This is a genomic window from Stenotrophomonas pictorum JCM 9942 (assembly GCF_001310775.1).
Lineage (GTDB): Bacteria > Pseudomonadota > Gammaproteobacteria > Xanthomonadales > Xanthomonadaceae > Stenotrophomonas > Stenotrophomonas pictorum.
This window is the reverse complement of record NZ_BAZI01000804.1, coordinates 1-570: the sequence shown is the minus strand read 5'-3', so window position 1 is coordinate 570 and position 570 is coordinate 1. Positions and strand designations below refer to the sequence as shown.

The following is a 570-nucleotide window of genomic DNA, read 5'->3' as shown; positions in this document are numbered from 1 at the left end:
CGGCGCCTGGCAACGGCGCAGCACCGCGATCAGCCCGGCATCGGCGATCACGCAACCGATGCGCGCGGCGGCCAGTGCGTGCGCCTTGGACAACGTACGCAGCACGGCGAGGTTGTCATGCCGGTCCATCAGGGTCGTGGCCGAGGGTTGCGCGGCGAATTCGCCATAGGCCTCGTCCACCACCACCAGGGCCTGCCCGCGCAAGGCGGTGGCGACAGTCTCGACCTGTGCCAGCGGGATGCTGCGCCCGCCCGGATTGGAGGGCGAGCACAGGAACACCAGCCTGGCGTTGCCCTGCCTGGCCGCGGCGATGATGGCGTCGCTATCGGGCACCAGCCCGTCGGCGCTGTCGCGCAACGGCACTTCCAGCGCGGGCGCGTTCTGCAGGCGCGCGCTGACCGCATACATGCCAAACACCGGCGGAGTGAACAGCACCGCATCACGCTGCGGTTCGCACAGCGCGCGCACCAGCAGGTCGATGGCCTCGTCGCTGCCGCGGCCGATCAGCAACTGCTCCGCCTGGCAGCCGTACAGTTGCGCCAGCCGCGTGCGCAACGCCTGCGGCTGCGG

Annotated in this window: 1 protein-coding gene; it reads right to left on the bottom strand. The window is 71.1% G+C overall.

The features are described from left to right. Positions 1–570: aminotransferase class I/II-fold pyridoxal phosphate-dependent enzyme (locus JCM9942_RS17780; RefSeq protein WP_157723098.1), on the bottom strand; the 570-nt coding region annotated here is incomplete at both ends.